This window comes from Kitasatospora sp. NPDC041917 (assembly GCF_055589745.1).
On record NZ_JBVJBI010000021.1, the window covers coordinates 36,062 to 61,833 of the forward strand.

A 25,772-nucleotide genomic window follows, 5' to 3' on the forward strand; every position below is an offset into this window, starting at 1 on the left:
CGACCGGCTCGGGATCGTACTCAGGGTCGAGCCGGCCGTCCGCGGTTGCTGTCAACGTAACGTCACCTCTCTCGTACCACCACGAATTCGGCGAGTGCGACGAAGTGCTCGCGCACCTCGTCGGTCATGGGCACCTCGTCCAGGGCGGCGAGGGCAGTCGTGTGCTGGCGGCGGGCTTCCTCCTGGGTCCAGGCGCGGCCGCCGGCCTCCTCGATCAGCGCGGCCCGGTCGGCGAGCTCGGGCTCGCTCTCCTCCCCGCGTCCCTTCGGGTCGGCCAGTTGCTCGGCGAGCCGGCGCGAGGCCGCTCCGCCCTCGGCCAGTGCGGCGGCCACCGGCAGGGACTTCTTGCGCTGGCGCAGGTCTCCCCAGTGCGGCTTGCCGGTGACCTCGGTGGCACCCCAGATGCCGAGCAGGTCGTCGACCGCCTGGAAGGCCAGGCCGAGGTGGTGGCCGTAGCGCTGGAGCGCGCCGGAGACCTTGTCGTCGGCGCCGGCCAGGACGGCGCCGATCGCCGAGGCGGCGGCCAGCAGGGCCGCCGTCTTGCCGCCCTCCATCTCCAGGCACTCCGCGACCGTGACGCTGTCGCGCTGTTCGAAGGCGACGTCCATGGCCTGGCCGTCGATCAGCCGGCGGGTCGCCGTGGTGAGCAGTCGGACGGCACGCGCGGCGTCGGTGGCGCTGGCGCCGCCGGTCACCGCGGCGTCGAGCAGCACCTCGGTGCCGAGCGTCGCCAGGGCGTCGCCGACCAGGATCGCCTGGGCCGGCCCGAAGACCGTCCAGGCGGTGGCCCGGTGCCGTCGGGTCTCGTCACCGTCCATCAGATCATCATGGAGGAGGGAGAAGTTGTGCACCAGTTCAACCGCGACCCCGCCGGGCACCCCCACCTCGGCCGCCGCGCCGGTGGCCCGGGCGGACAGCAGCGCCAGCGCCGGGCGCACGGCCTTGCCGCCGTCCCCCGTCACCGGCGTGCCGTCCCGGTCGATCCAGCCGAAGTGGTAGGCGGCGACGGTGTCCATGGGTGCGGCCAAACGGGCGACCGCGGCCCGTAGCGGCGGGGTGCAGAGCGTACGGCTGCGGGCGAGCAGCTCCGGCACCGAGACCGGTTCGGCGTGCGCCGTGCCTCCGACGGCGAAGCCGGTGCGTGACTCCACGTGCGTTCCCTCTCCCTCGTGGTGCCGGACCGCACGGGGCGGCCGGGTGCCGGCAGTGCGGCAGGTGTCGAATCGAGTGCCGGTGCCGATGGTGCCGGTGTCGGTGGTGCCGATATCAGTGGTGCCGGTGTCGGTGGTGCCGGTGCGGCCGGACGGGCCGCGGCCGGTGGTTGCGCCGATGCGCTCGACGGTACGCCCGTCGGCTCTGGCGGGCTCTCCGGCGGCGGAGCCCGCCGTCACCTGGGCCACCTCCCGTCGCCGCGGTCCACCGGCACCCGGGTGCCGGCCACGGCGAGCGCGGCGTCCGCCGCGGCGTGGCCGCTGCGCACGGCCCCTTCCATGGTCGCGGGCCAGCCGGTGGCCGTCCACGATCCGGCCAGCAGCAGGCCGGCGACGTCGGTACGGGCCGACGGGCGCAGCGCCCCGTTGCCCGGGGCCGGGTCGAAGGTGGCGGTGCGCTCCCGGGTGACGAAGAAGTCCAGCACCTCCGCCTGGGCCGCGGCCGGCAGCAGCCGGCCCAGCTCCGGCAGGTAGCGGCGGCGCAACTCGGCGACCGGGAGGTCGATCTCGTCCTGCGCGGCGGACTGCGACAGCGCCAGGTACTGGGCGCCCGGGTGGGCCCGGCCCAGCGGGGCGGCGGCCAGGCCGGAGTGCGCCGTGCGGTCGAAGACCCACTGGACCGGGGAGCCGAGCGCGGCGAAGAACGGCCGGCGCAGCACCTTGCGGTCGTAGATCACGTGCACGTTGAGGATCGGCGCGGTGCCGAAGCCGGCCAGCCGGTCCTGCCCGGGGATCGCGTTCGGCGGCAGCAGCGCGGCCGTGCTGTCCTGGGCGCCGGCCAGCACGACGGTGTCGGCGGTGAGCAGTTCCCCGCTCTCCAGCCGGACGTCGTGCTGCGGCGCGGCCGGCTTCAGTTCGGCCACCCGCGACCGCAGCAGCACCCGGACGCCGGCCCGCTCCAGCTCGGCGAGCGCCCGGTCGTGGTGGATCGTGCCGAGCGGGACGGCGGAGACGCCGATGTCCGAGGCGCCCGGGTCGGAGAGCAGACCGGTCTTGAACACCATCCCGGCGAGCGCCATCGACACCTGGTCGGCCCGGCCGTTCAGGGTGGCGACGCCGACCAGGTCCCACAGGGCGGCCTGGGTGGCGGCGTTCTGCCCGTTGCGGCGCAGCCACTCGCCGAAGGAGATCGCGTCCAGCTCCGGGTCGGCGAGGTCCAGCCGCCGCAGGGCGAGCGCGCCGCGGACCACCCGGGCGCGGTCGGCCGGGGACAGGTGCGGGTAGCGGGCCAGGCTGGCGGCCAGGTGCAGCGGGACGGGCAGGCCGGCCCGGCGCAGCCGCCCGAGAGCGCGCACCGGGGCGGCCTGCGGCCCGGTGACGGAGAGCACCGGGATGTCGAGGCGCTCCTGGAGGTGGACCAGCCGGGTGGCGCCGAGCCGCTCCAGCAGGCCGCGGTAGGCGGTGCAGCAGCGCAGGTAGACGTGCTGGCCGTTGTCGACGGTCAGCTCACCGCGCTGGAACGAGAAGGCCAGGCCGCCGAGCCGCGGCCGCCCCTCGGCGAGGGTGACCCGGTGGCCGGCCTCGGCGAGGCGCAGTGCGGTGGTGATCCCGGCCAGACCGCCGCCGACCACGACGGCGGCCGGGCGCGCGGCATCGGCTCGCCCGGTCATCGGCCCTCCCCCTCGCAGTCGGTGGACCGCCCGCAGGCGGTCGCTGAAGCCGGTACTCGTCCGGTCGGCACGGAACTACCCGCACGTGATTCCACGCTGACACAGCGTGACAGAACTGGTGTGAGAATCAAGAACGCCCCCCGGCGAGCCCGGAAAGCGCCACGTACGCCTTCTCCCAGCCCGGCAGGGAGACCCGGCCGCGCAGCACCGACTCCGGGTCGGTGGCGATCCGGCCGAGCAGCCGGTGGTAGATCCCGGCCATCGCGGCGGTGCAGGCGCGGCTGCGGCGGTCGAGCATCGGCAGCAGCCGCAGGCCCTCCTCGAAGGCCGCCTGGGCGCGGGCGGCCTCGAAGGCCACCAGGCCGGTGAAGTCCGCGCCGACCGGCGGCTCCGGCAGGGCGAAGCCCTGCTCGCAGCCGAACCGGACCAGGTCCTCGGCGGGCAGGTAGGTGCGGCCGTTCAGGGCGTCCTCGCGCAGGTCGCGCAGGATGTTGGTGAGCTGCAGCGCCAGGCCCAGGGTGTCCGCGTAGCGCGCCCCGAGCTCCGGGTCGTCGCAGCCGTAGACGCCCAGCGAGAGCCGGCCGATCGCGCCCGCCACGCAGCGGCAGTAGACCTTCAGCTCCTCGTAGGTCTGGTACTCGGCGCCCTTGAGGTCCATCTCGACGCCGTCGATCAGCTCGTCGAAGCCGCCGAGCGGGATCGGGAAGCGCCGGGCCGCGTCGGCCAGGGCGACCTTGATCGGGTCGGTGTCGTCCTCGGCGACGACCCCGGAGCGGACCTCGTCCACCAGTTCCCGGGTGCGCAGCAGTGCCTCGGCCTTGCGGTCGTCCGGGAGGTCGCCGTCCCCGATGTCGTCCACCCGGCGGGCCAGGGCGTACAGGGCCGACATGGCCAGCCGCTTGGGTTCGGGCAGCAACCGGATGCCGTAGCTGAAGTTGCGCGCCTGCAGTCCGGTGACTGCCTCGCAGTACCGGTACGCCGCCATGACCTGGGCCGACGCCAGTGGTGATACCGCCACTCGGGCGTTCACCTTCCCTTCGCGAAGATGGCCGCCGCCTTCGCTGCGAGGCGGCGCTTGTCAGGCTTCGCCTGCTGGGCGAGCACGTCGTACCCGGCGTCCTCGACGGCCGCCAGGGCCGCGTAGCCGCCTGCGGTGAATCCCGCCAGGAGCAGTCGAAGCCTCCCCCGAACCGTACCTACCAATGGTGCGCCGCGGTCGAGCAGGGTGCGGGCCCGCTCGACCTCGAAGGCGATCAGCTCGCGCACCGCGCCGTCGGCGGAGGGGGCGGCCAGGTCCGCCTCGGTGACACCGAAGCGGGCCAGGTCCTCGGCGGGCAGGTAGATCCGGCCGTGGGCGAGGTCCTCGGCCACGTCCTGGATGTGCTCGACCACCTGGAGGCCGCTGCACACGGCGTCCGAGAGCTCGATCCGCTCGGGGGTGGAGACGCCGGCGATGGCCAGCACGAGGCGGCCGACCGGGTCGGCGGAGAGGGTGCAGTAGCCGAGCAGGTCGTCGAAGGTCGCGTAGCGGGCGGTGGTCTGGTCCACCCGGTTGGCCTCGATCAGACGGCGGAACGGCTCGGGGGTCAGGCCGTGCCGGTCGACCAGCGGGACGAGCGCGTCCAGCAGCGGGTGGCGGGGCCGGTCGGCGCCGGCCCCGGAGCCGCCGGCGGTGCGCAGCGCGGTCTCGAAGACCCGGTCGAGGTCCTGCTCCAGTCCGTCGAGCAGGGCGAGCCGGAAGGCGGTCTCCTGCGGGGTCGGCGGGCCGGGCTGGGCCGAAGGGGTGGCGGGGGGCGTCCGCTCTACCCCGAGCAGGCGGGCGGTGGCGGCCGGGTCGGCCAGGTCGCCGTCGCCGGCGTCGTCGACCAGGCGGGCGAAGCCGTACACCGCCATCAGGTCGTCGCGCCAGGCCGCGGGCAGGAAGAAGGGGGCGACGGGGAAGTTCTCCGCGCCCGCCTTGTCCAGGGTCTGTCCTGCGGAACCGTTCACCGGCGTATCTCTGGGCTGGGCCGAAGCCGACACTGCTGTCACTCCCCCGTTCTACACCGCGTGGCACGACCGGCCCGACTCGGACACGCGTCCGAGCGCGGGGGCCACGCACGGCACACCGCCCCCGAGACCACCAGGCTGGCACGCCGGGGCGCGGCGGAAAAGAGCGCCCCGCCCCGGGCACCGCGCGCTCACCCCCGCGGCGGCGGGCCGGCCGGGACCGCGGGGCGTACGGACCGGGCCGCGGGCACGGTGAAGGGCCGGCTCCGGAAGTTCCGGAACCGGCCCCTGGGGTGTGACGGAGACTACGGTCGGTCGCCGCGCTCGTAGCGGCTGACGACCTCCTCGGTGGGTCCGTCCATGACCAGCTCGCCGGCCTCGATCCATATGGTCCGCTCGCAGACCTCGCGGATCGAGTTGTTGTCGTGGCTGACCAGGAAGACCGTACCGGCGGACTTGCGCAGCTCGTCGATCCGGCGCTTGCTGCGCTGCTGGAAGGCCTGGTCGCCGGTGGCGAGGGCCTCGTCGATCAGCAGCACGTCGTGGGTCTTCGCGGCCGCGATCGAGAAGCGCAGCCGGGCGCCCATGCCGGAGGAGTAGGTGCGCATCGGCAGGGAGATGAAGTCGCCCTTGTCGTTGATGCCGGAGAAGTCGACGATGTCCTGGTAGCGCGCCTTCACCTGGGCCGGGGTCATGCCCATCGCCAGGCAGCCGAGGATGACGTTGCGCTCACCGGTGAGCTCGTTCATCAGCGCGGCGTTGACGCCCAGCAGCGAGGGCTGGCCGTTGGTGTAGATGCCGCCCTTCTCGGTCGGCAGCAGGCCCGCGATGGCGGCCAGCATGGTCGACTTGCCGGAGCCGTTGGAGCCGATCAGACCGATCGCCTCACCCTTGTACGCGGTGAAGCTGACGCCCTTGACCGCGTGCACCTCGCGCACGCCGGCGGCACGCTTGCGGCTGATGATGCGGCTCAGCGCCGAGGTGGCGCTGCCCTTGCCGGAGCCGGCGCCGTGCACCTTGTAGACGATGTGCACGTCGTCGACGACGACGGTGGGCTCGCGGGCCACGTCCGTGTCCAGGACGGTGTCGCTCTTGCTCAGGTCGATGTCAGCCACGGCCGTACTCCTCCTCGGCCTTCCAGAAGAAGACGTATCCGACGACGAACATGCCCACGCCCCAGGCGAGGCCGTACGCCCACTGGTGCGGCGGGAGGGCCTGGTGCACCGGCTGGTGCGGGTTGTAGATGACCGGCGCGAAGGCGTGCCGCAGCAGGTCCATGTAGATCGACGCCGGGTTGAGCGACATCAGCGTCTGGATGTAGTGCGGCCAGTGGGTGATCTTGTCCTGGATGCTGAACATCACACCGGACAGGAACATCCAGGCGCGCATCACGAACGGGATCAGCTGGGAGATGTCGCTGGTCCGGGAGCCGATCCGGGCCATCACCAGCGAGATGCCGGTGTTGAAGAGCGTCTGCAGGAGCAGCGCCGGGATGATCAGCAGCCAGGTCCGGCCCGGGGTGATGCCGGCGGCGAGCACGGTGACGACCAGGACGACCATGGAGATCAGCAGCTGCTGGAGCTGGATCACGGTGAAGGCGATCGGGAGGCTGGCCCGGGGGAAGTGCAGCGCCCGGATCAGCCCGAGGTTGTCGGAGATCGCCCGGGTGCCGGCCTGCACCGCGTTCTGGGTGAACTGGAAGACGAAGACGCCGATGCAGAGCCAGGCGATGTAGGTGTTGTCCGGGAAGCCCTGCTTGCTCGCCAGGATCACGCCGAAGACCAGGTAGAACACCGCGCAGTTGAGCAGCGGGGTCACCACCTGCCACAGCTGGCCGAGCTTGGCGTTGGTGTACTGGGCCACCAGGCGGGCGGTGGCGAAGGCCCAGATGAAGTGGCGCCGGGCCCAGAGCTGCTTGGAGTAGGCGAACAGGCCGGGACGGGCACCGCTGACCGCCAGACCGTACTTGTCCGCAAGCTGCTTGGGGGTCAGGCCCGCGTCCACCCCTCTGGGGGCCGAGAGGCTGACGGGTTCACTCACTGTCGACACATTCGTCCTTCACGCGGGATCGGTCGGGGCGGCCGGTCGGCGAGGTCCGCCGGTGCACCGATGGGGATCCACTGGGATCTCGGGGGAGCCGGCCGGCGTGTGGGCACCGGCCGCAGCGATCGGGCATTCGATGCGGGTGCCATCGGATGCGATCAGATGATCGGTGGTCGGCCCAGCCTGGTCAGTCGCCAGACGGTACGCCACCGCATGGGCCGCCGCGGACCGCAGGGTTCGCGCCAGCCCGCCCGGAACCCGCCCCACCAGGCCTTCAGCGCCTCCGGGGAGGGGCGGCGGGCCAGGGTCAGCAGGAACCAGGTTCCCGGATAGAGAGGCACCAACAGGGCCGGAAGGTTCCGCCTCGCGAGCCAGACCCGGTTGCGGGCCACGTTGTGGAAGTAGGTCGCGTGGCGGGCCGGCGAGGTCGTGGGGTGGTGCAGCACCACGTCCGCCCGGTAGTCGATGGCCCAGCCGGCGTCCAGCGCGCGCCACGCGAGGTCGGTCTCCTCGTGGGCGTAGAAGAACTCGGCGGGCAGCTGCCCGGCCTGCTCGAACACCTTGCAGCGCACCGCGCTCGCGCCGCCGAGGAAGGTCGTCACCCGGGACGAGCGCAGCGGGTCGCTGGCGCGCAGCCGGGGGACGTGGCGGCGCTGGGTGACCCCGGTGTCCGGATCCGCGATCCGGAAGGCGACGATGCCCAGCTCCGGGTCGGCGGTGAAGGCCTCGCGCAGCAGGCGGGCCGAGTCGGTGCGCGGCAGATTCCCGTCGTCGTCCAGGAAGAGGACCGCGTCGACCTCCGCCCCGTCCCGGCCGAACAGCTCGATGCCGACGTTGCGCCCGCCCGGGATGCCCAGGTTCTCCGGCAGCTCGACGCTGCGCACGTCCTCCGGCAGCGGGGGCAGCTTCACGCCCTGGCCGACCACGGCCAGTTCGACCGCCGGGCCCTCCTGGGCGCGGACGGCCTCGATCAGGGCGTTGAGCTCGGCCGGCCGGTTGCCCATGGTGATGATCACGGCGCCGAGGCGGAAGTTCTCCGCGGTGGTCCCGTTCATCGCAGCCTGCTGGAGAGGACGATGCTCAGCAGGTGCAGCACGGTCTGGAGCATCGCGATCGCCGCCAGGACGACCACCGCGAGCCGGGTGAAGAGGAGTCCGCCGTGCACGGCATCCGCGACGCCGGCGGCCAGGACGAACAGCGAGGCCTCGACCGCGCCGACCAGGCGGTGGAACTTCAGGAAGGAGGCCGCCCGGCGGGCCCTGGCGACGGAGGACGACCGCGGCACCGAGGCGCTGTCCTCGACGGCCGTCATGCCGCTGCGCGCCCGGGCCACGTCCACCAGGTCGGTCTCGGACTTGATCAGGATCGCGCCGAGCGCGGCCAGGGTGCCGAGGAAGGCCCACTCCCAGTGCGACCCGGCGCCCTCGCGGTGCAGCAGGTCGGTGGCACGCAGGCCGAGGCCGGTCAGCAGGGCCGCCTCGGACATGTAGTGGCCGACCCGGTCCAGGTAGACCCCGGTGAGCGAGGTCTGCCGGCGCCAGCGGGCCACCTCGCCGTCCACGCAGTCCAGCAGCAGGTAGACCTGGATCAGCAGGGCGCCCAGGACGGCGCCCGCGATGCCCGGCACGACCAGCGCGGCACCGGCCAGGATGCCGGTGAACATCATCAGGTACGTCAGGCCGTTGGGCGTGATCGCCGTCATGGTGGAGAGCACGCGGGTGATCCGCAGCGAGATCTTCCGCATGTACAGGCGGCCGGCCCAGTGCTCGGCGCTGCGGCGCTGGAGCATGCCCTCCGGGTGGATCACCGCGCGCAGTTCCTCGATCGAGGGCCTGCGGCTCAGGTCCACCGGGGGCCGTTGGGCTCCCGCGGTGGAGGGGTCAGCTGTTGACGGCTTGGACATAGTCGGCGTACGCGTCCCTGATTGCGGAAGGGGAGAGGTCGAGGTGTTCGAGGATGGTGAAGCGCCCCGGTCGGGTGTTCGGAGCGTAGTGCACCGCTTCGGTGAACTCCGCCTCGGTGAAGCCGATCTGAGCGGCGGTCACCGGCAGTCCGTGGCTCGCCAGGCGCTCCACGATCAGACCGGTCAGCTCGCGCTCGCCCCGCAGGAAGCTGGCGAAGGCGGCGCCGAGGCCGACCTGCTCGCCGTGCTGGGCGGACCGCTTGGGATACAGCACGTCCAGGGCATGCGAGATCTCGTGGCAGGCACCCGACGAGGGCCGGGTGCTGCCCGCGATGTTCATCGCGATGCCGGACAGTACCAGGGCCTCGGCGAGCGCCGTCAGGAGGTCCTGGTCCTGGGTGCCGCCCGGGTGCCGCAGCAGGTTCTCGCCCGCCGAGCGGGCCATCGCCACGGCCAGTCCGTCCACCGGTTCACCGGTCACCGCGTGCGACAGCTCCCAGTCCGCGCACGCGGAGATGTTGGAGACGACGTCGCCCACGCCGGCCGCCACGAAGCGCGGCGGGGCCTGCCGGATCACGTCCAGGTCGACCACGATGCCGATCGGGCTGGGCACCCCGTAGGAGCCGCGCCCGGCGTCGTTGTCCAGGGTGGAGACCGGCGAGCAGATGCCGTCGTGGGCCAGGTTGGTGGCGACCGCGACCAGCGGCAGGCCGACCCGGGCCGCGGCGTACTTGGCGGCGTCGATGATCTTGCCGCCGCCAAGGCCCACGATCGCGTCGTAGTGCCCGCCGCGCATCGCCTCGGCCAGCCGCACCGCGCTGTCCAGGCTGCCGTCGTCCACGTTGTACCAGTCGGCTCCGGGCAGGGCCGGCTCCAGGCGACGGCGCATGGCCGAGCCGGAGCCGTTGCTGATCGCGACCGCGATCCGGCCCGAGGCCGACAGCCGCTGGTCCGCGAGGATGCCGCCGAGCGCGTCCAGCGCGCCCGGGCGGATCTCGACGAACAGCGGCGACGGAACCAGTCGGGTCAGTACCGGCACGCGATCTCCCGCGCCTTCGCCAGGTCGTCGTGGTTGTCGACCTCGACCCAGGAGACCTCGCCGATCGGCTGCACGTCGATCCGCAGGCCGCGGTTCACCATCTCCTGGTAGCCGTCCTCGTAGTACAGCTGCGGGTCGCGCTCGTAGGTGGCGCGCAGCGCGTCGGTCAGGTCGGCGGCGGCGGACGGGTTGATCACCGTGACGCCGATGTACTCGCCGGTCGCCTCGGCCGGCTCCATCAGCTTGGTGATGCGGCGCATGCCCGTGGCCGGGTCGACGATCACCTTCATCTCCTCGTCGGCGAGCTTCTTCACCGTGTCGAGGGCGAGCAGGATGCCGGGGGCGGTGCCGGACTCGGTCAGTCGCCGGTTGCCCTCCAGCATGGTCCGCTGGACGGAGACCGGGTGGACGGTGTCGCCGTTGGCGAGCAGCAGGCCCTCGGCGAACAGCTCGCGGGCGCACCACAGCGAGTAGGCGTTGTTCCACTCCTCGGCCTTGTCGTTCTCGACCAGGTGGAGCTTGACGCCGTACTTGTTCTCCAGGGCGTCCTTGCGGTCGTACACCGCCTCCTTGCGGTAGCCGACGACGATCGCGGCCTCGCGCAGTCCGACCTCGGCGAAGTTGCCGAGCGTGAGGTCCAGGACGGTCCGTTCCCCGTCGACCGGCACCAGAGCCTTGGGCAGGGTGTCGGTGTACGGGCGCAGCCGGCGGCCGGCGCCGGCTGCCAGAACGAGGCCGATCATGCGGGTCTCCTGATCCGTCGTGCTGTGCGCGGATCTGTGCCGGAGGTCGGCGGCGCCACCGGTTCGCCCGGACCGGCGTTCGACCGGGGCGGGCGGCGGCGCGCCGGTGCCGGCACAGATCCGGGCACCGTGTCGTATGTGATGGTAGGCGACCGGGGCGACCGGCCAGAACGCGCCCGTGGGCCCGGGGCGGCCGACAGGGCGGCCGACGGGGCGGCGGGCCCCGGGCGGCGGGCGGGGCGAACGGCGGCCGCGGTGGCGGTGGAGCGGCCCGGGGCGGCGGTGGAGCGGCCCGGGGCGGCGGTGGAGCGGCCCGGGTTCCGCACCGGCTCCACCGGGCCGGTCGAACGGGCTCCGAACGCGCGGCGAACGGTTCTGCGAATTCCGTGCCCCTTTCGGGGGCTTCCCGGATCCTTCTCTGGCCGGTTTCCGATTCCTCCGGGTCATGATCCGTCCGGTTGTGCGTGGGGCCCCTGGCGAGTGCCACCCATACGGCAGACTGGAGCCCGACGCCGGCGCCGGTGCCCCTGCTGTGTCCGCCGCACTCCACCCGGTGCGTCGGAGACACCCGATGCTCCCGTTGCTCCCGCTCCCGAAAGAGGCCCCATGCCCCAGAGTCTGCCGACCGACCCGACGCACTTCGCTGCCGAGATCGACACCGGTCTCGACGTGGAGACCGATGTCACGGTCGACCCCCGGGCCACCGGATCCGCCCCGGCCGGAGCCGAGATCCTGCTGGAACTGGTCGACGACGAGGGCGTCACGATCGGCACCGGCGAGAAGCTCTGGGCCCACCAGCAGCCGGGCCGTCTGCACCGGGCCTTCTCCGTCTTCCTGTTCGACCGCCAGGGCCGGCTGCTGCTCCAGCGCCGGGCGCTCGGCAAGTACCACTCCCCCGGCGTCTGGTCGAACACCTGCTGCGGCCACCCGTACCCGGACGAGCCGCCGTTCGTCGCCGCCGCCCGACGCACCGCCGAGGAGCTGGGCGTCGCGCCGGCGCTGCTGTGCGAGGCGGGCACCGTCCGCTACGACCTGCCGGACGAGGCCTCCGGGCTGATCGAGCGGGAGTGGAACCACCTGTTCGTGGGACTCGTCACCGCGCCGGTCGAGCCGGACCCGGAGGAGGTGGACGACTTCGCCTTCGTGACCGCGCAGGAGCTGCGGGAGCTGCGGGCGGAGCGGCCGTTCTCGGTCTGGTTCGAGACGGTCTTCGAGGCCGCGCTGCCGGGCATCCGGGAGATCGCCGGGCGGGACTGGTAGTCCCGGTCCGGCCGCTCCGGCCGTCGGCCCGGTCGTCGGCCCGGTCGTCGGCCCGGCCGTCGGCCCGGCCGGTCAGTGGCCGGGCTCCGGGGGGACGGGCAGCGAGGCCCAGATGACCTTGCCGCCCTCCCCCGTGTGTTCGACGTCGCACACCCCGCCGGCCTGCAGGGTGACGCTCTTCACCAGCAGCAGGCCGCGCCCGCCGGTGCTCGCGGTGTCGTTCTCCAGTGCCTTCGGCCGGTACGGATCGCCGTCCTCGACCGACACCCGCACCGAGGCCCGGCGCACCGACAGCTCGGTGACCACCTCGGGGGACAGCTCGGCGGCGTGCGTCACCGCGTTGCTCACCAGCTCCGAGACGATCAGCAGCAGGTCGTCCACCAGCTCCTGGTAGCGCACCCCGGTCATGCCCTGGGCCAGCAGACGGTCCCGCACCGCGTGCCGGGTGAGCGGCACCGAGGCCTCGGTGGCGGGCGCCGGGAAGCGCCACACGCCCTCGGCGGGGCCTCCGGAGACCGTGGCCCCGCCCCGGCCCTCCATCCGCCTGTCGCGTCTCGGTTCGGCCTTCGCCGCTCCGCTGATCTGCTCCACGTCCAGCCGCCCTTCGTCCGCGACCCGGGAATCAGGCGATCCGCTTCATGGCGCCCTCGGTCCACAGACGCTACGAGAGCCGTCGCGGCGGCCGTGGCACCGTCGACAAGTTGCCCGTGTCGGACCGGTTCCGGCCGCAACCGACCGCGGCCGGTGCGGGAGTCGACCGGTTCCTTCGCGGACGCCACCGGTTCGGGCCGGATTCGAGCGCGTTCCCAGGCCGTACCAACCTGTGCGGGCCGCGTTCCGGGCCGTGTGCGGGCGGTGCGGGCCGCGTTCCGGGCAGGCTCCTGGCTCGCCGCGGGCGCGGTACGGCCCGGGCGAAGCGGCCCGCGGGGGCCGGACGGGCCTCGGACCAGGATGTCCGGTGGCCCCGCCCCGCGGAAGCGCAGGTGAGAAGCACTCCAGAACCCTGGTAATGTTCTCTCTGTCGCCGAGGGGACGAGGAAAAATCCCCGAAGCACACACCCGGTCCGGGTGGCGGAATGGCAGACGCGCTAGCTTGAGGTGCTAGTGCCCTTTATCGGGCGTGGGGGTTCAAGTCCCCCCTCGGACACAGCCGAATTCCCCGTGGGAGCCGAAAGGCACCCACGGGGAATTTCGTTTTTTCGGGCCGCCCCTTTCCCGGGCGGGCCCCGGTCGCCATCCCCGGCCACCACCCCTTCCGGGCACTGTGGCCTCGGCCTCCTCGCCGGTCCGCACCGGCCCGGACGCCGGACACGAGATGGCAACAATCGGACGGTTTGAGCTTCCTCTGAGGTATTCGCCCGTTTTCGGAACATAGGCTGCTCTCCGTTTGTCCGAAATACCGACTCAAAATCGCAAAAACACCGACACCACCCGATGAACCACGAGCGAGAGGACCGATACGTTGAGTGAGCCCGAATCGTCGACGGCATCACACCAGAACTACCGCCGATCGCTCGGCACGATCAGCCTGACCGCGGTCGGGCTGGGGTCGATCATCGGCTCCGGGTGGTTGTTCGGCGCCGAGCGGGCCGCCAAGCTCGCCGGACCCGCCTCGATCCTCGCCTGGGTGATCGGTGCCGCGGTGGCGCTGACCATCGCGCTCACCTACAGCGAGCTGGGCTCGATGTTCCCCAAGGCCGGCGGCATGGTCCGGTACGGCCAGTACTCGCACGGGTCGCTGGCCGGCTACCTGGCCGCCTGGGCCAACTGGATCGCCATCGTCTCGGTCATCCCGGGTGAGGCCACCGCCTCCGTGCAGTACATGAGCTCCTGGCACTTCGGCTGGGCACAGGGGTTGTTCGACGGCAAGGAGCTGACCCTCAGCGGAGTGGCGCTGGCCAGCGTGCTGCTGCTCGTCTACTTCGCCCTCAACTGGTTCGCGATCACGCTGTTCGCCAAGACCAACACCGCGATCACCGTCTTCAAGGTCGTCGTCCCGACGGTGACCGCCGGTGCGCTGCTCTTCGCGCACTTCGACACCGCCCACTTCACCGACCACGGCGGCTTCGCGCCGAACGGCTGGAGCTCGGTGTTCACCGCCGTCGCGGTCTCCGGCATCGTCTGGGCCTTCAACGGCTTCCAGTCCCCGCTCAACCTGGCCGGCGAGGCCCGCAACCCCGGCAAGTCGCTGCCGAAGGCCGTCATCGGCTCGATCCTGATCGCCCTGGTGATCTACGTCGCGCTGCAGATCGCCTTCCTCGGCGCCATCCCCGGCGGCGACCTGGCGAACGGGTGGAGCAACCTCTCCTACACCTCGCCGCTGGCCGACCTGGCCATCGCCTGGGGCCTGAACTGGCTGGCGATCACGCTGTACGCGGACGCCTTCATCTCGCCCTCCGGCACCGGCATGATCTACGCCGCCACCACCTCGCGCATGATCCACGGCGTGCAGGAGAACGGCCACCTGCCCAAGATCTTCGGCAAGGTCGACGCCAAGACCGGCATCCCGCGCCCGGCGCTGGTGCTCAACCTGGTGGTCGCCTTCCTGTTCCTCGCGGTCTTCCGCGGCTGGGGCTCGCTGGCCGAGATCGTCTCGGTGGCCACCGTGATCTCGTACATCACCGGCCCGGTCGCCGTGATGGCGCTGCGCCGCCTGGCCCCGGACCTGCCCCGGCCGGTCCGGCTGCGCGCCATGCCGGTGATCGCCCCGGTCGCGATGGTGTTCGGCTCGCTGGTGCTCTACTGGGCCCGCTGGCCGCTCACCGGCAAGGTCATCCTGCTGATGGCCGCCGGCCTGCCGATCTGGGCCTGGTACGAGCTGCGCAAGCCGTTCGCCGAGCTGAAGCCGCACCTGAAGGCGGGCGCCTGGATGGTCGCGTACCTGTTCGTGATGGCCGGCGTCTCCTGGGCGGGCAGCGCCGACTTCGGCGGGCACGACTACCTGCCGGAGGGCTGGGACCTGCTGATCGTCGCCGCGATCGGGCTGGCGTTCTACCGCTGGGGCGTCGCCAGCGCCTGGGCCAACCCCTCGCTGGCCGCGGTCCGCCAGGAGATGGCGGAGGAGGCGCGGAGCGCCGCGCCGGACGACGCCGCGGAGCCCTCGCGGGTCTGAGGCGCCTGAGCGCGTGAACTCACGGTGAAGGGCCGGTCGGAATCCTCCGACCGGCCCTTCGGCGTTCGCGGGGACCGTGCGCGGTGCGCACCGTTCCCGGTGCGCTCCGTTCCCGGTGTACGTCCATTCTGCCGTGGCGGGCACCCCCCGGTCACCGTCTTCGGGGATGATCTTCGTCGCGGTTTCCGCGCCTAGCGTGGTCGCGGGCGGTCCTCGACGGGAGGACCCGGGCAGGGAGCGTCGTCGACGTGACGGAAGCACAGCAGTACGGTCAGGATCCGGCCCTCGTGCGGGAACTGACCGGAATGATGGCCGAGGACGGCGCGGCCGCCCGGCTGGCGAACAGCCCCGACCTGGCCGAGCAGGCGGCCTGGCGCCGGCTCACCGCCCGGCACGGGGACCGGCTCGCGGAGATCATGGCGGCGCACGGCTGGCCGACCGAGCGCACCGTCGGCCCCGAGGCCGCCCGGGCGGCCTGGCTGGTGGCGCAGCACGCGGACCGGCAGCTCGACGTCCAGCGGCAGGCCGCGGCGCTGATGGGCGTGGCCGTCGCCAGGGGCGAGGCGAGCGCCCGCGACCTGGCCTTCCTCCAGGACCGGCTGGCGGTCAACGAGGGCCGGGAGCAGCGCTACGGGACGCAGATCGGCGCGGTGACGGACGGCCGCCCGGTGCCGTGGCCCTGCGAGGAGCCCGAGCGGCTGGACGAGCGGCGCGCCGAGGTGGGCATCGAGCCGTTCGACGAGTACACCGCGCGGTTCGCCCCGAAGTAACCGTCACGTCCGCCGGGCGGGATTGACTCTTGCGCGCGGCCGTCCGCGCCGCATTGACTGGCCTCCGACCAGCGCTGCTGGTCAAGGGTCGGCTGAGTGGACGAGAGGACGATCGGTGCGGCAGTACGCGCAGTACCCGGAGCACGGCGACCAGTACATCGACGGCGAGTGGCGGCCCTCCGGTGACACCAGGTCGATCACCGTGCTGAACCCGGCGACCGAGCAGGTACTGGCCACGGTGCCGGCCGGCGGTCCGGCCGACGTCGACGCGGCGGTGACGGCGGCCCGCCGGGCGGCCCGGAGCTGGGGCTCCACCGCCCGCGAGGAGCGGCTGGCCCTGCTGACCCGGCTGCGGGACGGGATCGCCACCGCGCAGAACGAGATCACCGAGACCGTCGTCGCCGAGCTGGGCTCGCCGGTCGGCTTCGCCGGGGCCGTGCACGCCGGGCTGCCGCTCGCCGTGGCGACCTCCTACCTGACCCTGCTCGCCGAACACCCCTTCGAGGAGCGGATCGGCAACTCGGTGGTGCACGCCGAGCCGGCCGGGGTGGTCGCGGCGATCACGCCCTGGAACTACCCGCTGCACCAGATCGTGGCCAAGGCCGTCCCGGCGCTGGCGGCCGGCTGCCCGGTGGTCCTCAAGCCGGCCGAGGACACCCCGCTGGTGGCCCGGCTGTTCGCCCGGCTGGTGCACGAGGCCGGCTTCCCGGCGGGCACCTTCCACCTGGTGACCGGCACCGGCGCGGTGGCGGGCGCGGCGCTCGTCGGGCACCGGGAAGTGGACCTGGTCTCCTTCACCGGCTCCACCGCCGTCGGCCGGCAGATCGCCGAGACGGCCGGCCGGGGGCTGAAGCGGGTCTCCCTGGAACTGGGCGGCAAGTCGGCCAACGTGGTGCTGCCGGGCGCCGACCTGGCCCGCGCGGTCAAGGCCAACGTCGCCAACGTCTTCGCCAACTCGGGCCAGACCTGCAGCGCGCTGACCCGGCTGCTGGTGCACGAGGACCAGTACGACGAGGCGGTCGCCCGGGCCGAGGAGCTCGCCGCCCAGTACCGGCCGGGCGACCCGACCGACCCGCGGACCCGGATCGGCCCGCTGGTCAACGCCAGGCAGCTGGACCGGGTGCGCGGCTACATCGACGGCGCGCTGGCCGAGGGCGCCCGGCTCGTCGTCGGCGGCTCGGAGCCCGTCGCCGAGCTGCCCACCGGCTACTACGTCCGCCCGACCGTGCTCGCCGACGTGACCCCGGAGATGACGGTGGCCCAGGAGGAGGTCTTCGGCCCGGTCCTGGCGATCCTCCGCTACCGCGACGAGGACCACGCCGCCGAACTCGCCAACGGCACCCCGTACGGCCTGGGCGGCGGCGTCTGGGCCCGCGACACCGACACCGCCGCCGCCTTCGCCCGCCGCCTCGACACCGGCCAGGTGGACCTCAACGGCGGCCGCTTCAACCCGCTCGCACCCTTCGGCGGCTACAAGAACTCGGGCCTCGGCCGGGAGCTGGGCCGCCACGGGCTGGAGGAGTTCCTCCAGTACAAGTCCCTGCAGTACTAGCCGCACCGGGCCGTCGCCCGCGCCCGGGGAGGTGGAGGCCGGGCGGGGCCGGAGGCCGGGCGGTGGCCCGGCGAACGGCTGGCAACTGACAACTTTCAGATTTCAGCGAACAGATGACAGATTTCGAAATCTGTCATCTGTTCGCCGTCTGCCGTCCGCCGTCAGGCCAGGTCGACGCCCGGGTAGAGCGGGTACGGGGCGAGCAGGTCGGCGGCGCGCTTGGCGGTGGCGTCGCGGAGGGCGGCGTCCAGGCTGTAGGCGGCCTTGGACGGGGAGCCCTTGGCCGTGGTGGTGGGGGTGGTGGCGCTCAGGACGGTGTGGATCAGGTCGGCGATCTCGTCCATCTCCGCGGTGCCGAGGCCGCGGGTGGTGAGGGCCGGGGTGCCGAGGCGGACGCCCGAGGTGTACCAGGCGCCGTTCGGGTCCAGCGGGACGGAGTTGCGGTTGGTGACGATGCCCGAGTCGAGCAGGGCCGCCTCGGCCTGGCGGCCGGTCAGGCCGTAGCCGGAGACGTCGGCGAGGACCAGGTGGTTGTCGGTACCGCCGGTGACCAGCTTGCCACCGCGGCGCAGCAGGCCCTCGGCGAGCGCCTGGGCGTTGGCGACGACGGCGCGGGCGTAGGCCTGGAACTCGGGGCGGCGGGCCTCGGCGAGGGCGACCGCCTTGGCGGCCATGACGTGCGAGAGCGGACCGCCGAGCACCAGCGGGCAGCCGCGGTCGACGTGCTCGGCCAGTTCGGACTGGCACAGCACCATGCCGCCGCGCGGGCCGCGCAGGGACTTGTGGGTGGTGGTGGTGACGATGTGGGCGTGCGGGACCGGGTCGTGGTCGCCGGTCAGCACCTTGCCCGCGACCAGGCCGGCGAAGTGCGCCATGTCGACCATGAGGGTCGCGCCGACCTCGTCCGCGATCTCGCGCATCCTGCGGAAGTTCACCAGGCGCGGGTAGGCGGAGTAGCCGGCGACGATGATCAGCGGGCGGAACTCGCGGGCGGTCTCGCGCAGCGCGTCGTAGTCGATCAGGCCGGTGGCCGGGTCGGTGCCGTAGCTGCGCTGCTCGAACATCTTGCCCGAGATGTTGGGTCGGAAGCCGTGGGTGAGGTGGCCGCCGGTATCCAGGGACATGCCGAGCATCCGCTGGTTGCCGAGCTCCTGGCGCAGCCGCGCCCAGTCCTCCTCGGTGAGGTCGTTGACGTTGCGCACCGCGGCGCGCTCCAGGGCCGGGCTCTCGACCCGCTGGGAGAGGACGGCCCAGAAGGCGGTGAGGTTGGCGTCGATGCCGGAGTGCGGCTGGACGTAGGCGTGGTCGGCGCCGAACAGTTCGCGGGCGTGCTCGGCGGCGATGCTCTCGACGGTGTCGACGTTGCGGCAGCCCGCGTAGAAGCGGCGGCCGACGGTGCCCTCGGCGTACTTGTCGCTGAGCCAGTTGCCCATGGTGAGCAGGACCGCCGGGGAGGCGTAGTTCTCGCTGGCGATCAGCTTGAGCGAGGCGCGCTGGTCCGCCAGCTCCTGGCCGATGGCGGCGGCGATCCGGGGTTCGACGCCGGCGACCACGCCGAGGGCGCTGCGGAAGGCGGTGTCGGCCGCGGCGGAGGCGGCGGTGTGGGGCTGCTGGGCCATGGCGGTCTCCTGGTGGGGATGCGGGGGCCCAGGCGCTCGGCAAGTTCACGTGAGGATTCACGGGGCCGCTTCCCGATGGTTGATTCCATCCCTACGCGCCAGTTGCGGCCCACCGGGATCGTACCAACACCGGAGGGACTGTGGCGGAGGTCTCAGAATGCGGAACGGGCGGTCCGCTATGTTCCGCTATGTCCGTTCTTTTGCAACGCCGGTGTTTCGGCGAAATGAAGCCGCCACATATCCCGAAACAGTTCCGCAGGAATGACCCGAACGACCGTCGAAGGTGATTTGCGGAACCTCGGACGCATCCGATCCAATGGCGCTCGAACGGCTGCCGGGAAAACCCCGGTACGCCGTACCGGAAATGCACACCAGCGCACCCTCACCCATGGGGCGGCGGAGAATTCGGGGGTTACGCCTCATGGCAGCGGTCGACACCGTCCCAGGCACCACGGCCGGGCCCGCGCCCGCCGCCGACCCCGGCCTGCTCCGCCGGATCCTGCGGGACCGGGTCGGCGCCGCCGCCCTGGCGGTGGTGGTGCTGTTCCTGCTGCTCGCCCTCGGCGCCCCGCTGGTCGCCGCGCTGTACGGGAAGAACCCGGTCGACCACTACGGCCAGAACGTCCCGGGCCTGCTCAGCGACAGCGGACTGCCGATGCTGCCGAACGGCGGGATCTCCGGCGACTTCTGGTTCGGCCTGGAGCCCGGCCTCGGCCGGGACGTCTTCACCCAGCTGCTGTACGGCATCCGCACCTCGCTGCTGATCGCCTTCGCGGCCGCCGCGGTGACCACCACCCTGGGCGTGCTGGCCGGCGTCGCGGTCGGCTACCTGGGCGGGATCACGGACCGGCTGTTCGGATTCCTCGCGAATGTGCTGCTGGCCTTTCCCACGCTGCTCCTGCTGCTCGCGCTCAGCCCGGTGATCCAGTCCCGTTTGGTCGACCCGGGCACCGCGGAACCGGAGTGGATGCAGTTCCTGGTGCTGATCCTGGTTTTCTCGGCGTTCGGCTGGATTCCGCTCGCGCTTTCCCTGCGGGCCACCGTCCGCTCACTCCGGGAAAGGGATTTCGTGCAGTCCGCACGGGCCCAGGGCGCCGGCCGGTTCCATGTCGTCGTCCACGAACTTCTGCCGAATGTGCGCTCGCAGCTGCTGGTGCACGCCACCATGGCGGTGCCGACCTTCGTGGCCTCCGAGGCCGCGCTGTCCTTCCTCGGAGTCGGCATCACCGAGCCGGTCCCGGACTGGGGGCGGATGATCGCGCGCGGCTCCGAGGTCTTCCAGGCCGACCCCACCTACATGGTGTTCCCCGGCGTGGCGCTGCTGCTGTTCGTCATCGCCTTCAACCTGCTCGGCGACGCCGTCCGGGACGCGCTGGACCCGCGCGCCCGCACTGCCCGCTGAGCCCCCTCGCCTCCTCTCATCCATCAACCCGAGCCCGCCCCGGCACGATCCGCCGGGGCAAGGAGAGATTCGCCATGCGCTGGACCAGACCGTCCCTCGCCGTCATCGCCACCGCCCTGCTGGCGACCTCCTGCTCGGCCGGCGCGGGCAGCACCACCGGCTCCGGCGGCGCCGCCGGGGCCTCCGCCAAGGAGACCTCCCCGCTGACCGCCGTGCTCGGCAGCGAGCAGGAGAGCGCCGGCCCGGCCCCGGCCGTCCCGGGCGCCCGCGCGGGCGGCACGGTGAACGTGTACAACAGCGTGGAGTTCCGCCACCTCGACCCGCAGAAGGTCTACGCGGGCGCCACCTACAACGCCTCGCTGCTCTGGGGCCGCCAGCTGACCCAGTACCAGGTCGTGGACGGCAAGGCCAAGCTGGTCGGCGACCTGGCCACCGACACCGGCACCCCGGCCGACGGCGGCCGCACCTGGACGTACCGCCTCAAGCCGGGCGTCGCCTGGGAGGACGGGCAGCCGATCACCGCCCAGGACGTCAAGTACGGCATCGAGCGCACCTTCGGCAAGGGCTACGAGGTCGGCCCGCCGTACTGGCCGCAGTGGCTCACCGGCGAGGCCGGCTACGAGGCGGCGCGCACCAAGTACGCGGGCCCGCAGGCCGGCGACCTGGACGCGATCGAGACGCCGGACGAGCGCACGATCGTCTTCCACTTCCCGCAGCCGCAGGCCGACGTCCCGTACATGGCCGCGCAGTCCTCCTCCTCCCCGGTGCGCCGGGACAAGGACACCGGGACGGACTACGACCGACTGCCGTTCGCGACCGGGCCGTACCGGATCGTCGAGCACGTCCAGAACACCCGCATGGTGCTGGAGCGCAACCCGGCCTGGAAGCCCGAGACGGACCCGATCCGCAGCCAGTACCCGGAGAAGTTCGTCTTCACGTACGGCAAGGAGGCGCTCAACCTCAACCAGGAGATCCTCTCCGGACGGGACGGCGGCGCCAACGCCACCACCGCCTCCGACACCCTCTCCGCCGAGCTGTACCAGACCACCGACACCGACCCGAAGGCCAAGGAACTGGTGGTCTCCGGGCGGCAGGGCGCCTTCGTCACCCAGCTGATGATCAACAACGCGCGGGTGCCGGACGTCGAGGTCCGCAAGGCGCTGCACCTGGCCTACCCGCGCCAGCAGGCCCGCCAGGTCCAGGGCGGTGCCCGGACCGGCGAGCTGGCCACCACGCTGAGCTCCCCCGCGCTGATCGACTACCAGAAGTACGACCTCTACCCGGCCAGGCCCGAGGGCGACCCGGAGGCCGCCAGGGCCGCGCTCGCCAAGGCCGAGCAGGCGCCCGGGAGCCTGACCTACGCGTACCGGAACACCCCGACCGGGCAGCGCGTCGCGCAGGTGCTGGTCGAGGGCTTCGGCAAGGCCGGGATCACCGTCGTGCCCAAGCCGGTCGACCCCAAGGCCTTCCTGGACGAGGTGCACCGCACCGACTCCCCGTACGACCTGTTCGAGGAGACCAGCTCGGTCGACTGGCCGACCCCGTCCACCCTCGTCCCGTTCTCCTTCGACGGCCGGGCCGGCAGCGACATCAACTCCGCGCGCTACCGCAACCCGGAGGTCGACAAGGAGATCGACCGGATCAACCAGATCGGCGAACCCCGCGCCAAGGCCAAGGAGCTGTACGCGCTGGAGCAGACCGTGATGAAGGACCTGCCGGTGCTGCCGTTCGCCTACCCGACGGTCAACCAGCTGCGCGGCAGCAACGTCGGCGGGGCGTTCGTCCACCCGATCTACGGGACCGTCTCGCTGGCCTGGCTGTACCTGAAGTCCTGAGTGCCGGGGCCCGCTCCCGTTCCCCGGGTTCCCCGGGTTCCACGGCGGAACGGGGGCGGGCCCCTTCCCCCTCCCCTCTCGCGCCCTCCCCTCTCGCCCGCTCCCTCTCGCCCGCGTCCCGCTCAGCTGCTCGCCCTTCGCGCGCCTCCCCCGTCACGTCGACCCCGGATCGGCCATGCTCTCCTTCGTCCTGCGGCGGACCGCCCAGGCCCTCGCGGTCCTGGTCGCGGTCTCCGCCGCCGCCTTCGCCCTCTTCTACGCCGCGCCCGCCGACCCGGCCCGCGCCGCCTGCGGCCCGCGCTGCGACAGCGGGCAGGTCGCGGCGGTGCGCCAGAGCATGGGCCTGGACCAGCCGCTGCTCACCCAGTACACCGACTACCTGGTCGGAGTGGTCGCCGGGCGGGACATCGGCGACGTGGACGGCTCGACCATCCACTGCGACGCCCCCTGCCTCGGCTACTCCTACCGGCTGCACCAGCCCGTCACCGAGGCACTGGCCGACCACCTGCCCGTCACCCTCTCGCTGACCGCCGGGGCGCTCGCCGTTCTGCTGGTGTTCGGTCTCGGCACCGGGTTCGTCTCCGCGCTGCGGCACGGGCGGCGGACCGACCGACTGCTCTCCGGCTTCACCCTGGTCGGCGCGAGCGTGCAGATCTACTTCCTCGGGTACGTCGCGCAGTGGCTGCTGGTGTACTCCACCGGGCTGCTGCCGCTGCCCTCCTACACTCCGCCGGCCGACGACCCGGCCGCCTGGGCGGGCGGGATGCTGCTCCCCTGGTTCGTCCTCGGCTTCGTCAACTCGGCCGTGTTCGCCCGGCTTTCGCGCTCGCAGCTGCTGGAGACGATGAACGAGGAGTACGTCCGCACGGCCCGCGGCAAGGGTCTGGGACGGCTGCGCGCCCACCTGAAGTACACCTCGCGCGGCGCCGCCGGGCCGCTGGTGCAGCTGATCGGGCTGGAGGCCGGGGTGCTGCTCGGCGGAGCAGTGATCACCGAGACGGTGTTCGGGCTGAACGGGGTCGGACGGTTCGCCGCGGAGGCCGTCGCCGGGCAGGACCTGCCCGCCGTGGTCGGCGCGGTGCTGCTGGCCGCCTGCTTCATGGTGCTGTTCGTCGCGCTGGCCGACCTCGCGGTCGCCTGGCTCGATCCGCGTGTGCGGCTGAGCTGATGGGGAGTCCTTCGATGAAATCCACTGTTCCTGGGGACGGCGTGCGGCACGAAGGGGCGAAGGGCACCGCGGCGGGGAGCGACGAGCCGGTGCTGAGCGTCCGCGACCTGACCGTCGCCTTCGCCGACCCGCGCGGCGGCGCACCCGTGACCGCCGTCCGGAACCTCTCCTTCGACCTCGCGCCGGGTGAAGTCCTGGGCCTGGTCGGCGAGTCGGGCTCCGGCAAGTCGACCGTCGGGCTCGCCGTCCTCGGTCTGCACGACCCGCGCACCACCACCGTCACCGGCTCGATCCGGCTGGGCGGACAGGAAGTCGTCGGTGCCGAGGAGTCCGCGCTGCGCGGGGTGCGGGGCGGACGGGCCGCGCTGGTCTTCCAGGACGCGCTCACCTCGCTCAGCCCCTTCCACGGCGTGGGTGCCCAGCTCGCCGAGATGTACCGGCTGCACCACCCGGGCACGGGCCGCGCCGAGGCGGGCCGGCGGGCAGCCGAGATGCTCGACCGGGTCGGCATCCCGGCGGCCCGGAGCCGCGACTACCCGCACCAGTTCTCCGGCGGCATGCGCCAGCGGGTGATGATCGCGATGGCGCTGATGAACGACCCCCGGCTGATCATCGCGGACGAGCCGACCACCGCCCTGGACGCCCGCGTCCAACGGCAGGTCCTCGACCTGCTCGGCGAGTTGCAGCGCGAGCACGGGACGGCGGTGCTGCTGGTCAGCCACGACCTGGGCGTGGTCGCCGGGACGACGGACCGCACGCTGGTCATGCGCGGCGGGGCCGGGATCGAGTCCGCGCCGACCGCCGAACTGCTGGCCGCGCCGCGCGAGCCGTACACCCGGGCCCTGGTGGGCGCGGCGCTCCGGCTGGACTCGGTGCCGGGCACCGCCCTGCCGACGGTCGACGAGCCGACACCCTCGCGGACGTTCCGGCCGCGGACCGTCGAGCGTCCCGAGCGCTGGCTGGTCGAGGTGGACGACCTGTCCGTGCACTTCCCGGGGCGCCGGCGCTTCCCCGGCCTGCGGGCCGAACCGGTCCGGGCGGTCGAGGGCGTCGGCCTGCGGATCGCCCCCGGCGAGACACTCGGGCTGGTCGGCGAGTCCGGCTCCGGGAAGTCCACCACCTCGCGGGTCCTGGCCGGACTGCAACGACCCACCGGCGGAAGGGTGCTGTACGACGGCCAGGACGTCACCCGGCCCGACCGGGAGCTCCGGAGGCGACTCAGCCGCGAGATCCAGCTGGTCTTCCAGGACCCGTACGCCTCGCTCAACCCGCGCCGGACGATCGGCCGGACCCTGGACACCCCGCTGCGCCTGCACACCTCGCTGGGCCCGGCCGAACGGCGGGCGCGCTCCGTCGAACTGCTGGAGCAGGTCGGGCTGGAGGCCGGGCACCTGGACCGCTACCCGCACGAGTTCTCCGGCGGGCAGCGCCAGCGGATCGGCATCGCCCGGGCGCTGGCCCCGCAGCCGCGGCTGATCATCGCCGACGAGCCGGTCTCCGCGCTCGACGTGTCGGTGCAGGCCCAGGTGCTCAACCTGCTGATGGAGCTGCGCGAACGGCTCGGCGTGGCGTTCCTGTTTGTCTCCCACGACCTCGCGGTGGTGCGGCACTTCTGCGACCGGGTGGCGGTGATGCACCGGGGCCGGCTGGTCGAGTCCACCGACCGGGACCAGCTCTTCGAGGCGCCGCACACCGCGTACACGAGGGAGCTGCTGGCGGCGGTGCACTGAGACGGTCCGGGCCGCCCGGCGAGTGGCCCGGCGGACGGCTCGGCGGACGGCTCGGCGGACGGCTCGGCGAGTGGCGTGGAAGTGAACGGGCAGGTCGTTCGCCGTTCGTTCGGCTGCGCCGGTCCGGCTCAAGACGCTAGCGTGCAGGCGATGTGACGTAGGAGACCCGAGCAAGGAATCACCAACCGAGGAGGCACATTTGTCGGACGACCTGCTCATCGCAAAGATCAACCACGGCTTCGATCACCTCGACGCCGACGGCGACGGCCTGCTCACTGAGCGGGACCACGTCCTGATGGGCCTCTCGGTGGCCCGCTCGCTCGGCCATCAGGAGGGTTCCGAGGCCGAGGCCGTGATAGTCCGCGCCTACCTGACGACCTGGCACGACCTGCACCTCGCCCGGCTGCCCGCCGGCACCGAGGCGATCACCCGTCAGCAGTTCGTCACCTCGACCGGCTCGCTCGCCGACGACCCCGAGGCCGCGCGCGAGATCCTCGGCGCGCTCGCCGAGGCCTTCCTCGCCGTCGCCGACGCCGACCGCAGCGGGACGGTGGACGCCGGTGAGTTCTTCGTCTTCCAGCGCGGCCACTTCGCCGGCCTCTCCCGCGACGACGCCGACGAGGCCTTCCGCCACCTCGACACCGACGGCGACGGCGTGCTCTCCGCCGCCGAGTTCACCACCGCGATCATCGAGTTCTGGACCAGCCGCGACCCGGACGCGCCCGGCAACTGGTGGACGGGCAAGCCGCCGTACGCCTTCTGAGCCGTACGGCGGACGGCCCTCCC

At 72.7% G+C, this 25,772-nt stretch carries 21 protein-coding genes, 1 tRNA gene and 1 riboswitch; of the genes, 10 read left to right on the forward strand and 12 right to left on the reverse strand.

Features of this window, described 5'->3' with window-relative positions:
* Positions 1-62 precede the first annotated feature (62 nt).
* The 10 genes from ACZ6EM_RS24480 to ACZ6EM_RS24525 all read right to left on the reverse strand — a co-directional run bounded on the left by ACZ6EM_RS24480 (position 63) and on the right by ACZ6EM_RS24525 (position 10,538).
* On the reverse strand, positions 63-1,151 hold the full coding sequence (locus tag ACZ6EM_RS24480) for a polyprenyl synthetase family protein (RefSeq protein WP_380348844.1): 1,089 nt from the start codon (positions 1,149-1,151) through the stop codon (positions 63-65).
* A 236-nt stretch (positions 1,152-1,387) separates the two neighbouring features.
* Positions 1,388-2,821 carry a hydroxysqualene dehydroxylase HpnE gene (gene hpnE, locus ACZ6EM_RS24485; RefSeq protein ID WP_465773229.1) on the reverse strand — a complete coding sequence of 478 codons (1,434 nt, stop codon included), beginning with the start codon at positions 2,819-2,821 and terminating at the stop codon, positions 1,388-1,390.
* A 127-nt stretch (positions 2,822-2,948) separates the two neighbouring features.
* On the reverse strand, positions 2,949-3,806 hold the full coding sequence (hpnD, locus tag ACZ6EM_RS24490) for a presqualene diphosphate synthase HpnD (protein WP_380539628.1): 858 nt from the start codon (positions 3,804-3,806) through the stop codon (positions 2,949-2,951).
* 41 nt (positions 3,807-3,847) lie between these two features.
* Entirely contained in the window at positions 3,848-4,810 is a 963-nt protein-coding gene (hpnC, locus tag ACZ6EM_RS24495; RefSeq protein ID WP_452177893.1) for a squalene synthase HpnC, read from the reverse strand.
* A 305-nt stretch (positions 4,811-5,115) separates the two neighbouring features.
* Positions 5,116-5,925: an ABC transporter ATP-binding protein gene (locus ACZ6EM_RS24500; RefSeq protein WP_359901613.1), complete on the reverse strand. Its 810-nt coding sequence runs from the start codon at positions 5,923-5,925 to the stop codon at positions 5,116-5,118.
* On the reverse strand, positions 5,918-6,859 hold the full coding sequence (locus ACZ6EM_RS24505; protein WP_380348796.1) for an ABC transporter permease: 942 nt from the start codon (positions 6,857-6,859) through the stop codon (positions 5,918-5,920). Before ACZ6EM_RS24505 ends, ACZ6EM_RS24500 begins: the two co-directional genes overlap by 8 nt.
* 152 nt (positions 6,860-7,011) lie before the next feature.
* The gene (locus ACZ6EM_RS24510) at positions 7,012-7,908 is read right to left on the reverse strand and encodes a glycosyltransferase family 2 protein (RefSeq protein ID WP_452177894.1); all 897 of its coding nucleotides are present in this window, start codon (positions 7,906-7,908) and stop codon (positions 7,012-7,014) included.
* Positions 7,905-8,642 (reverse strand): CDP-alcohol phosphatidyltransferase family protein, encoded by a 738-nt coding sequence (locus ACZ6EM_RS24515; RefSeq protein WP_359901747.1) that lies wholly within the window; start codon positions 8,640-8,642, stop codon positions 7,905-7,907. The genes ACZ6EM_RS24510 and ACZ6EM_RS24515 overlap by 4 nt, the downstream gene beginning before the upstream one ends.
* A 91-nt stretch (positions 8,643-8,733) precedes the next feature.
* Complete coding sequence (locus tag ACZ6EM_RS24520) at positions 8,734-9,795, reverse strand: iron-containing alcohol dehydrogenase family protein (protein WP_359901620.1); 1,062 nt, start codon at positions 9,793-9,795, stop codon at positions 8,734-8,736.
* Positions 9,783-10,538, reverse strand: a complete 756-nt coding sequence (locus ACZ6EM_RS24525) for a phosphocholine cytidylyltransferase family protein (RefSeq protein ID WP_359901623.1) — start codon at positions 10,536-10,538, stop codon at positions 9,783-9,785. The genes ACZ6EM_RS24520 and ACZ6EM_RS24525 overlap by 13 nt, the downstream gene beginning before the upstream one ends.
* Positions 10,539-11,144: 606 nt before the next feature.
* On the opposite strand from ACZ6EM_RS24525, the gene idi reads away from it, so the two are divergent.
* Complete coding sequence (gene idi, locus ACZ6EM_RS24530) at positions 11,145-11,798, forward strand: isopentenyl-diphosphate Delta-isomerase (RefSeq protein ID WP_359901625.1); 654 nt, start codon at positions 11,145-11,147, stop codon at positions 11,796-11,798.
* Between the two features lie 72 nt (positions 11,799-11,870).
* Here the strand turns inward: idi and ACZ6EM_RS24535 are convergent, their stop codons facing one another.
* On the reverse strand, positions 11,871-12,338 hold the full coding sequence (locus ACZ6EM_RS24535) for an ATP-binding protein (RefSeq protein WP_452177911.1): 468 nt from the start codon (positions 12,336-12,338) through the stop codon (positions 11,871-11,873).
* 522 nt (positions 12,339-12,860) lie between these two features.
* Here ACZ6EM_RS24535 and ACZ6EM_RS24540 point away from each other — a divergent pair.
* From ACZ6EM_RS24540 to ACZ6EM_RS24555, 4 genes are all read left to right on the forward strand, one after another.
* Positions 12,861-12,945 (forward strand) — tRNA-Leu (locus tag ACZ6EM_RS24540).
* Positions 12,946-13,260: 315 nt separating this feature from the next.
* Positions 13,261-14,910 (forward strand): APC family permease, encoded by a 1,650-nt coding sequence (locus tag ACZ6EM_RS24545; protein WP_401048303.1) that lies wholly within the window; start codon positions 13,261-13,263, stop codon positions 14,908-14,910.
* A 305-nt stretch (positions 14,911-15,215) separates the two neighbouring features.
* Positions 15,216-15,680, forward strand: a complete 465-nt coding sequence (locus ACZ6EM_RS24550; RefSeq protein ID WP_401048305.1) for a DUF6624 domain-containing protein — start codon at positions 15,216-15,218, stop codon at positions 15,678-15,680.
* 115 nt (positions 15,681-15,795) lie between these two features.
* A complete protein-coding gene (locus ACZ6EM_RS24555) occupies positions 15,796-17,232 on the forward strand; it encodes an aldehyde dehydrogenase family protein (protein WP_465773230.1) in 1,437 nt (478 codons plus the stop codon).
* Between the two features lie 161 nt (positions 17,233-17,393).
* Here ACZ6EM_RS24555 and ACZ6EM_RS24560 read toward each other — a convergent pair whose 3' ends face one another.
* Positions 17,394-18,851, reverse strand: coding sequence for a glycine hydroxymethyltransferase (locus ACZ6EM_RS24560; protein ID WP_465773231.1), 1,458 nt, complete (start codon positions 18,849-18,851; stop codon positions 17,394-17,396).
* Between the two features lie 19 nt (positions 18,852-18,870).
* Positions 18,871-18,967, reverse strand: a riboswitch (ZMP/ZTP riboswitch).
* Between the two features lie 305 nt (positions 18,968-19,272).
* On the opposite strand from ACZ6EM_RS24560, the gene ACZ6EM_RS24565 reads away from it, so the two are divergent.
* From ACZ6EM_RS24565 to ACZ6EM_RS24585, 5 genes are all read left to right on the forward strand, one after another.
* A complete protein-coding gene (locus ACZ6EM_RS24565) occupies positions 19,273-20,253 on the forward strand; it encodes an ABC transporter permease (protein ID WP_401048299.1) in 981 nt (326 codons plus the stop codon).
* A gap of 74 nt (positions 20,254-20,327) precedes the next feature.
* Entirely contained in the window at positions 20,328-22,088 is a 1,761-nt protein-coding gene (locus ACZ6EM_RS24570; RefSeq protein ID WP_452177895.1) for an ABC transporter substrate-binding protein, read from the forward strand.
* Between the two features lie 175 nt (positions 22,089-22,263).
* Positions 22,264-23,256 carry an ABC transporter permease gene (locus ACZ6EM_RS24575; RefSeq protein ID WP_360338545.1) on the forward strand — a complete coding sequence of 331 codons (993 nt, stop codon included), beginning with the start codon at positions 22,264-22,266 and terminating at the stop codon, positions 23,254-23,256.
* A gap of 14 nt (positions 23,257-23,270) precedes the next feature.
* A complete protein-coding gene (locus ACZ6EM_RS24580; RefSeq protein ID WP_465773232.1) occupies positions 23,271-24,986 on the forward strand; it encodes a dipeptide ABC transporter ATP-binding protein in 1,716 nt (571 codons plus the stop codon).
* A gap of 199 nt (positions 24,987-25,185) precedes the next feature.
* Positions 25,186-25,749 (forward strand): EF-hand domain-containing protein, encoded by a 564-nt coding sequence (locus ACZ6EM_RS24585; RefSeq protein WP_359901645.1) that lies wholly within the window; start codon positions 25,186-25,188, stop codon positions 25,747-25,749.
* The last annotated feature ends 23 nt before the right edge of the window (positions 25,750-25,772 follow it).